Origin of the sequence: Peribacillus saganii, assembly GCF_003429095.1 — a bacterium.
Taxonomy (GTDB): Bacteria; Bacillota; Bacilli; order Bacillales; family DSM-1321; genus Peribacillus; species Peribacillus saganii.
On the sequence record NZ_QVTE01000022.1, the window covers coordinates 1 to 7,829 of the forward strand.

9 protein-coding genes are annotated in these 7,829 nt (G+C 36.2%); 4 read left to right on the forward strand and 5 right to left on the reverse strand.

Features of this window, described 5'->3' with window-relative positions; translation table 11 throughout:
* Window positions 1-108: 108 nt before the first annotated feature.
* The gene (locus D0469_RS08900) at window positions 109-357 is read left to right on the forward strand and encodes an excalibur calcium-binding domain-containing protein (RefSeq protein ID WP_117326398.1); all 249 of its coding nucleotides are present in this window, start codon (window positions 109-111) and stop codon (window positions 355-357) included.
* Between the two features lie 322 nt (window positions 358-679).
* Here the strand turns inward: D0469_RS08900 and cspC are convergent, their stop codons facing one another.
* The 3 genes from cspC to D0469_RS08915 form a co-directional block, all read right to left on the reverse strand.
* Window positions 680-880, reverse strand: a complete 201-nt coding sequence (gene cspC, locus D0469_RS08905) for a cold shock protein CspC (RefSeq protein WP_010331195.1) — start codon at window positions 878-880, stop codon at window positions 680-682.
* Window positions 881-1,511: 631 nt separating this feature from the next.
* On the reverse strand, window positions 1,512-2,249 hold the full coding sequence (locus D0469_RS08910; RefSeq protein WP_233522997.1) for a phosphatase PAP2 family protein: 738 nt from the start codon (window positions 2,247-2,249) through the stop codon (window positions 1,512-1,514).
* A gap of 83 nt (window positions 2,250-2,332) precedes the next feature.
* Entirely contained in the window at window positions 2,333-2,941 is a 609-nt protein-coding gene (locus D0469_RS08915; RefSeq protein ID WP_117326400.1) for a DedA family protein, read from the reverse strand.
* A gap of 489 nt (window positions 2,942-3,430) precedes the next feature.
* Here D0469_RS08915 and D0469_RS08920 point away from each other — a divergent pair, with 489 nt between their 5' ends.
* Window positions 3,431-4,369 carry a magnesium transporter CorA family protein gene (locus tag D0469_RS08920; RefSeq protein WP_117326401.1) on the forward strand — a complete coding sequence of 313 codons (939 nt, stop codon included), beginning with the start codon at window positions 3,431-3,433 and terminating at the stop codon, window positions 4,367-4,369.
* 260 nt (window positions 4,370-4,629) lie between these two features.
* Here D0469_RS08920 and corA read toward each other — a convergent pair whose 3' ends face one another.
* Window positions 4,630-5,580 (reverse strand): magnesium/cobalt transporter CorA, encoded by a 951-nt coding sequence (corA, locus tag D0469_RS08925; RefSeq protein ID WP_117326402.1) that lies wholly within the window; start codon window positions 5,578-5,580, stop codon window positions 4,630-4,632.
* Between the two features lie 561 nt (window positions 5,581-6,141).
* Here corA and D0469_RS08930 point away from each other — a divergent pair.
* Window positions 6,142-6,621, forward strand: a complete 480-nt coding sequence (locus tag D0469_RS08930) for a YdhK family protein (RefSeq protein ID WP_117326403.1) — start codon at window positions 6,142-6,144, stop codon at window positions 6,619-6,621.
* A gap of 51 nt (window positions 6,622-6,672) precedes the next feature.
* Here the strand turns inward: D0469_RS08930 and D0469_RS08935 are convergent, their stop codons facing one another.
* Window positions 6,673-7,032: a hypothetical protein gene (locus D0469_RS08935; protein WP_117326404.1), complete on the reverse strand. Its 360-nt coding sequence runs from the start codon at window positions 7,030-7,032 to the stop codon at window positions 6,673-6,675.
* 192 nt (window positions 7,033-7,224) lie between these two features.
* Between D0469_RS08935 and D0469_RS08940 the strand changes: the two genes are divergently transcribed.
* The gene (locus D0469_RS08940) at window positions 7,225-7,665 is read left to right on the forward strand and encodes a C40 family peptidase (RefSeq protein WP_233522998.1); all 441 of its coding nucleotides are present in this window, start codon (window positions 7,225-7,227) and stop codon (window positions 7,663-7,665) included.
* The last annotated feature ends 164 nt before the right edge of the window (window positions 7,666-7,829 follow it).

Genomic DNA, 7,829 nt, shown 5'->3' on the forward strand with positions numbered 1-7,829 from the left:
ATCATAAGAGAGGTTAATAGAATTGGAAATTGAGTGGCTCATTTTTAATGTGATCAAATCGTATAAAAATGGCTCAAATTTAAATTATCAAAAACAGCGGTCGCAAAAGTGAAGACTGAGTATGAGTCAAAAATCGCAGCAGCAGAAGAAGCAGGAGAGGCTAGCGGGTATGTTGAGGCTTCGGAACTGGATACTGCATCTAATCTGGAATACGACCCATTTGGAGCTGACTTGGACTGTGGGGATTTCTCATCCCAGTCATCCGCACAGGCTGTCTATGAAGCAGCAGGCGGACCTTCCCAAGATCCGCATGACCTTGATAGGGATAATGACAGTATCGCTTGTGATGCGAACTAAATTATAGTATTTAAATAGTTATTTTTTATCCCGCAACATGGGTGTTATCTCTTTGGAATCATTAAGATGAATTTTAGACGAATCATTTAATGATATGGCTGATTCCAAATTCATTTAAAGAAATTTAAATAACCATATACATTCCACATATTGTCGATAAGTATGTTATACTGTAAACAAACCTTTGAAGTCTTAAATCTTTTTACATTACCTGTACCATCCCCCTACTCGAATGTCGACTAGGGGTTTTTTATTGAGTATTATAAAGAGAACAAAAAAACAGGCTCTATTTAAAGAGCCTGTTTGTATAATCGATTTAAGATTAAGCTTTTTGAACGTTAGCAGCTTGAGCTCCACGAGCACCTTGCTCAACGTCAAACGTTACTTTTTGACCTTCGTCTAAAGATTTGAAACCTTCACTTTGGATAGCAGAGAAGTGTACAAATACATCGTCTCCATTTTCACGTTCGATAAAGCCGAAACCTTTTTCTGCATTAAACCATTTAACTGTACCTTGTTCCATTTGTGTTGCCTCCTAGTGCGTTACCGCACAATGTATTACTATCCTTGCCCAAAGTGATCATCAAGACGAAAAGTCGATACTCATACTATCCTTTACACCGAACAAAAATAATTCTTTCTAATCTTAACAGGAAACGGAAAAAATTGCAAATCAGTGGACTTTTAATGTAGAACGTTGTTGATTTTCTTCTTCAATTCTTGAGGCAGGTTAATTATAGAACGCTAAAATTGACTATTTACATTACACGGGAGTTCTGGACTCGTATTGGGCAGTTTATACAGAACGTAAAACTGTATATAAGCTTCATAAGCAAAAATAATTAGTATTAGATCTAGGTTTTTGTGGTGATGACATTGTTACCAATGAAAAAGATGCTACATCTCTAATATTAAAATAGTTGGGGTAAAGCAGAGAAAAAAGAACAGCAAAAAAAGTTTCTTTTTCAAGTTCATCAAGGAATCAATAAGAATAATAAATGAATAGTTGTTTCATAAAACCGTAAAACCTAGACTTAGGGGGTACGGATTTTTAAGAAAACACTTATTATTTTTATGCTCTTAGGGAAAAGAAATGAGAAAACCCACTCATTTTGAGTGGGTTTTCTCTGAGCAGATTGACTTTTCCTAGGACGTTAATTATTCCTGGTATGTATCCGTTCGTATCTTCTTTCCTTGTACAGCATATAAAACCAAATAGCAATTGAAAGCCAGAAAGCACTAATAAAATACCCAGCTATTATATCGCTCGGATAATGTACACCTAGATAAATCCGACTGATTCCTATCATCAGGATCATAAATACGCTTAAGGTGATTAGAATAGTCCGCTTTAATCCAGTGGAAATATGTCGCCATAGAATAAATGTTAGAACACCATATAAAGCAAACGCCATCGTTGCGTGACCACTAGGGAAACTATAATTGCTTGCCTCGGCTAGTCGATGTAAGTCTGGGCGCGCCCTATGAAACAACAGTTTCAACGACACAAAGAGTATATTGGCACCTGACATAACAGCAATCAATAATATGAGTTCTGAACGATGTTTCAATACCCAATAAAGGAAGAACAGGCTCAAAAGAGTCAGCACCACGACTGGAATCGTTCCACCAATTAATGTAAAAAATTTCATTATAGCGGTTAGAGTTCGTGCTTCAAATCCTTGTACAAAAGAAATAATGGTACTGTCGAAAGCAACAATTGTATGTTTGCTAACAAAAAGAGCCATAGCCCCGAATCCCAGAAGTGATGCGAGGCTGATAATAAATGCTATTGCCAGTTGAGACTTTAAATTCATAATAAACCTCGAATCATAATAACGTTCATCAGTGAGCCACCAAGTACCCCAGTTATCAGGATAACCTCCAGGCATAAGCAGCGTACTGAATCAAAGACGGCACAATACATTCTATGATGCACCTCTGGAAGCAAGTAGCTAATCAAGTCTTTAAAATTTTATTTTTTAACTCGCTTTTTGACGAAAATAGCAACGAAAACAATCAAGAACACAGCCAAAAATAAATAAATAATATTTGAGTAGATGTCCATATAGCCCACTGCTTTTTCCCACGAAGAGCCAACTTTAGCTCCTATATTAACCAGGATAGAGTTCCAAATGATTGTTCCAGCTGTGGTGAAAATTAAAAATCTCCAGAAATTCATATGTGACATGCCCGCAGGAATAGATATTAGACTTCTGATTAATGGAATTAGCCTACAAAAGAAAACAGTCCACACCCCATATTTATCGAACCATGCATCTGCCCGTTGGACATCTTTTTTTGTTACACGCAGAATGTGCCCCCATTTATCCACTATTTTTTCCAACCGACTGACACTAAGCTGAGTTCCAATTCCGTAAAGAATGGCTGCTCCTGCCACTGAACCGATAGTTGAGACTGATATCACACCAATAACGCTTAATGTTGTTTTAGTTGTCATAAAACCACCGAATGTTAAAATGACCTCAGAAGGAATAGGGGGGAAAATATTTTCTAATGTAATTAGAAGAAAAATCCCGAAGTAACCAAACTGTTCCATTATTGAGGTAATCCAATTTATCATACATCGCACCTCTTAAATAATTTCTTTTCCGTTTCACGATGAATTACCTTGCCACTTTAGCTCAATAAGAAAAAGGTAACACTTTGTCAGCAAAATTTTCAACTATTTCATCCGTTAGCCATCCATGAATCGCCAAAAATCGACACTTCACCATAGAGAATGAAAATGTATTGCATCCGTTCATACTGTTTCTAAGGCTGGGAGAGGAAGGTCTATGAACTATGGTGCCTTAGAGCCCACAACACAAAGTATAATACAAGTTTACAAGCACTTGGTCGAAGAGTATGATAATAACGGATGATATAAATACTTTATACAGAGGAGTTGATTTTCTTGCCTTGTCAAAGTAAGAACGAACCAGAACCCAGTTCGAACAGAGGGGAAGTCATAATCGTACAAACCCACAGATGTTTGATTATTGATAAAGAAATCGACTCTTTTGTTTTGTAAGAGTATTTTGACTTCCTTAACAGATAAGGAGGTTATAACATGCTAAATATTTATTTAACTAACGAAAATGGTGTTCTTCATGAATCCGATATAATCACTAAAGGATGCTGGATTAACCTGGTGTCGCCAACTGAACTTGAAATCAATCAAGTTGCAAATACTTTAAATCTTCCTATCGATTTTTTAAAAGATCCACTAGATGAAGAAGAACGATCAAGGATTGAAAAAGATGATAACAATGTTTTAATCATTGTTAACATGCCGTTACTGTCAAAAGATGAGAATGACATACCTATATATGATACGATCCCCTTGGGAATGATTATTGCAAATGATTGTTTTATTACAATTTGCTTGAAAGATAATCCCATTTTTCACGTTTTTGCACAGAATAAATTTAAACAATTCTTTACCTTTAAAAGAACAAGGTTTTCCTTTCAAATTCTGTATTTAATAGCCACTTATTTCCTAAAATATCTTAAACAAATCATCAAAAAAACTGACAGAATTGAAAAAGAGCTACATGAGTCATTGAAGAACAAAGAACTGTTCTCGTTACTGAACATGCAGAAGAGTTTAGTTTATTTCACAACATCCTTAAAATCAAATAACCTTGTTATGCAGAAGATGTTAAAAAGCAATTATCTAAAAATGTTTGAAGATGATCAGGAATTGCTGGAGGACGTAATCATAGAAAATCAACAAGCTATTGAGATGGCTGAAACCCATACAACCATTCTGAGCGGAATGATGGATGCTTTTGCATCTGTTATTTCAAATAATTTGAATATGGTGATGAAGTTTTTAGCATCAGTGACCATCATTTTAGCTTTACCGACCATGGTATCCAGTTTTTATGGGATGAATGTAGGTATTCCCTTTCAAGATAACCCTTTTGCTTTTTATGGTGCCCTTATTTTATCCGTCATTCTTTCATCCATCACCGCGGTTATCTTTTGGAAAAAGCGATTCTTTTAAACTAACCTTAGCAGTTCTCAATAAAAAGAAACGACAAAAAGAGCTAGTATTCATTTCCTAGCTCTTTTTTATCTCATTATTTTCTTTTTGTGTTTTCAATTTTGCTGGCGGGGGGACTAACAATGAAACTTGAGGGTTCTCTTCACTTACACCCAAATCATAGCTAATGATAAAATCCCTTTTTTATTAGGCTGTATTAACGAGTCAAAAGAATGTTTCCTGGATATTGGTTAAACCATTCATCTTAATATATTCTTCTCTTATTTAAACCACCCCTTTTTCTTAAACCAAATAAACATTCCCATGCCAATGAGGAACATAAGAGATAAGGCTTCAAAATACCCATAATCCCATGTTAACTCAGGCATATGTTCAAAATTCATCCCGTACACCCCTGCGATGAAAGTCAGAGGCATGAAAATGGTAGTTATGACGGTGAGAACCTTCATAACATGATTGGTTTGTGTTGAATTTAACGCTATATAACTATCCCTTATATCGGTTGTTAGCTCACGATTCGCTTCAATCATTTCCCCAAGTCTAACAAGATGGTCATAAATATCTGTAAAATATTCTTTTTTCAAATGTAGCAATGTCAATCTTTGAGAATTCAATATTCGGTAACCCAGGTCCTGCATTGGAGAAATTACCTGCCTTAAGGAAAGAAGATTGTGTCTGGCGTCAAACAAGTCTTTTAGGAGTAACTCCATCGTTTTATTATGCGGATTCTCATCAATTTCGTTTAAACTTTCCTCTATTCCTTGTACTAAAGGGAAATAGTTATCGACTATTTTGTCGAGCACCTCATACAACACAAGAGAGGGGTTCCAACTTTCTACGTTCGAACAATGTTCAAGCCGTTTCCATACTTTATCGATTGCTTCTGATTTTTCATTATGATATGTAACAATAAATTTTTCGCCTAAAAAGATATCAACTTCTTCCTTTGTAAAGTTATGAGGATTTAACGCCTGTGCAACAAAAAAAACGTGGTCCTCATAATAATCTAATTTGGGTCGTTGCAAAGTATGAATGCAGTCTTCAATTGCAAGGGGATGAAATTTGAAAGGTTTCCTTAAGTATTCAACCTCCTCGTTGCTGGGTTGGTCAAAATCCACCCAGAACCATAAAAAATCCCCTTTAAGGAGATCAGAAAACTCCACGTTCATTTTCATTTCAGACTTTTTATTAATTGCTAGGGTTTTTACCATAATTTCTCCTTTTCCTCAAATACTATAAGTTACTACCGATTATTATCCCTTTACCAAGTTCCACTTTAATTCAAGTTACCTTTAGTGAAGTTGGTATAATTAGATTCCCGATAACTTTTCGTCCAAAACCTAGTAAATCAAAGAATGCTTACAGTAAATGCTTGTTATAATGAGGCGGTAGCAAAAGTGAAAACTGGGGAATCAAAGATTTGAGCAGCGGAAGCTGAAACGAGTTGTAGAAGAACCAGCATTAAAAGATGAGTCGAACCTTTATTATTACCCATATGGTTCTGATTTAGATTGCGGCGATTTTTTAATCCCAATCTTAGCCAAGCAGTTTGGAGGACAATCCTAAGATCGCCATGAACTAGACAGGAATAATACCAATATAGCTTGAATACCAATTAATCAAATGGCTCTGTGCTTGTAAATTGTTACTAAAGAAATTTAGCTAGGTGGGAAGCACCATCTCTGTTTTTTTACTTCCATTGACTTTCAATGACGTAAATGATTAGTATTACTACAAGAATTAATTACCTTAAAAGAAGGTGTTGGACTAATATGACCTTGGTTTTGAATGTTTCAAACCACTTAATCGATTATGCGGATTCTCTAGCTGAAGAAATCGTTGACGGTGTTTTGCATAGTATGAAATTAGAAATTCCACAGTTGGAAAAAGAACAAGCAAGAATGAAAGGTGCTGAGGCAACGATTGTCGGCGCTTATGATACAACCGTTTATGCTGTGTCCTATACTCCCACTACGGGCGGAGAAAAAGTAACGAACCATAAATGGGTGATACAAGAAGATTTGAAAGATGCTGGTGATACTCCTTATAAAGTAGGAGATGAAGTAACCCTTAACGTAGAGCATATGGAAGGAATGAAGGGTGCACAGGCTACTATTGATACGGCAGAACAAACGACGATTTATATGGTTGATTACACACCAACAACTGGCGGGGAAAGAGTGAAAAACCACCAATGGGTAACAGCAGATGAGCTTCAGCCAATTGAAGGCGGAGAACACGCAGGTCATTAATAAGTAACCAAACAAAAGGGCATCTGTATAAGATGCTCTTTTTTATGCTTATTAAATCATCCATTGAACAAATGCTACGCTAATGGAGAAGAATATCCCTGTTACTGCACATAAGATGCCAAGTCCTTTTGCCATATCGGATTTTTGTGTTTTTTTGTATTCTTTAAAGTTTATTTCACCTTTTGCAAACTTCAGCCCCAATTGATTAGGTTCGACCGCAAAAAGATTCCCACTCTTGTCTTGAAGTATCACCTTTGTGATTACGGGTAGTTCAGCGTGTCCAGGGTTATCGATATCAAAGATTTTTCCATTAGTACATTCGGTTCTCACGAACTTGAAAATGGATTCTTCCCGTATTTTCAGAGCTGTTTCATATGCCTGAGTTTCAATGACATTAGTAGAAAAGCACATTGCAATCACCTCTTTTATTGTTATTATATTGCAGAAAAATGAAAGGTTGAAGGTTATCTGACGAATTTTATTTGTAGAAATGTGGATAATATTGATTCATTTTGTAATAAAACTGTAATGTCCCTGGGATGCCAATGTTAACATTTTTTAGTTATTATAGGTTTAGAAAAGCACAACAGGGGGAAAACTTACTTGTTAAAGAAAATCATCGCAGCATTATCTGTCGCATCGATCTTAGCCACTGTTGCTCCAACTATGAGCGAGGCTGCTACATCACCTCAAACGAAAGCTATTGCAGCTGCCAAAACACAACTTGGAATTAAATACCAATGGGGAGGCATGTCATCAAGAGGATATGACTGCTCAGGTTTAATAAAATATGCTTATGCAAAGGCGGGAAAGACTCTGCCGCGCACAACGGTTGAAATGTACAAAAAAGGGACAAGAGTTACTTCCCTTAAGGCAGGAGATCTGATGTTCTTTGCTCCTAATAAAGCTTCAAGAGTAACTCATGCATCTATTTATATGGGTAGTGGCAAAATGATTCATTCCACTTCATCAAAGGGAGTATCGATTGCAAGCACAAGCAACCCATACTGGAAACCGAAATTTGTCGGCGCAAAACGCTTATAATAAAGGAGAGAGCCAACTGGCTCTCTTTTTTTATTTTACGATGTAAAGTCCAGAGAGGGTTCATTTAAGAAGGATTCGTAATGGAACTTTTATAATAAAATATACGTCTATTAGATAAGGGGCAGCATTCCTGTAATGAGTGAAAATGGAGTTTGAACAAAAAA

Bases quoted from the DNA above. Each gene is read 5' to 3' on its own strand.
- D0469_RS08930 (WP_117326403.1), top strand. From the start codon at position 6,142: ATGACCTTGGTTTTGAATGTTTCAAACCACTTAATCGATTATGCGGAT.
- D0469_RS08910 (WP_233522997.1), bottom strand. From the start codon at position 2,249: ATGCCTGGAGGTTATCCTGATAACTGGGGTACTTGGTGGCTCACTGAT.
- D0469_RS08915 (WP_117326400.1), bottom strand. From the start codon at position 2,941: ATGATAAATTGGATTACCTCAATAATGGAACAGTTTGGTTACTTCGGG.
- D0469_RS08935 (WP_117326404.1), bottom strand. From the start codon at position 7,032: ATGTGCTTTTCTACTAATGTCATTGAAACTCAGGCATATGAAACAGCT.
- D0469_RS08920 (WP_117326401.1), top strand. From the start codon at position 3,431: ATGCTAAATATTTATTTAACTAACGAAAATGGTGTTCTTCATGAATCC.
- cspC (WP_010331195.1), bottom strand. From the start codon at position 880: ATGGAACAAGGTACAGTTAAATGGTTTAATGCAGAAAAAGGTTTCGGC.
- corA (WP_117326402.1), bottom strand. From the start codon at position 5,580: ATGGTAAAAACCCTAGCAATTAATAAAAAGTCTGAAATGAAAATGAAC.